1 protein-coding gene is annotated in these 407 nt (G+C 65.1%); it reads right to left on the bottom strand.

Annotation, left to right across the window (positions count from 1 at the left end; genetic code table 11):
- Positions 1-179: 179 nt before the first annotated feature.
- Positions 180-407 (bottom strand): hypothetical protein (locus SB753_RS35040; protein ID WP_410804639.1); only part of this gene is annotated, 228 nt, incomplete at its 5' end.

Consider the following 407-nt stretch of genomic DNA (forward strand, 5'->3'; position numbering starts at 1 on the left):
TGTGGGAGTCCGGCGCGTTCGCCGAGACGGACCCGCTGTCCGCGACGCCAGGCCCGGCTGTTGCTCCGTCCGAGTTCACGACCTGTGTCGCCGACAACGGCGAAGCGGCAGTCGTGCCAGGCAAGATCGAGTGCTCAACGCTTCGCCTTCACCCGTATCAGAGCTGAGCCGGAGGCAACTCAACCGAAGGTTCCCACCGGGCGGTAGACGATGGACGAGGTCTTCGCGGCCAGGGCCCCCAGCGAGGAACAGTAGGGGGCGCAGGTCAGGACCGCGCCGGTGTAGCTCGTACCGTCGTATTGGGATGACCAGCAGTTGTTGAACCCTTCCGCCGAACGCACGTTGTTGGTCCACCCGGATCCAAGACTCGGGAAGCCGAACGTCACGCCGTAGCATCCGCTTCCAGA

Source organism: Paraburkholderia sp. SIMBA_053 (assembly GCF_046534895.1).
Taxonomy (GTDB): domain Bacteria; phylum Pseudomonadota; class Gammaproteobacteria; order Burkholderiales; family Burkholderiaceae; genus Paraburkholderia; species Paraburkholderia caledonica.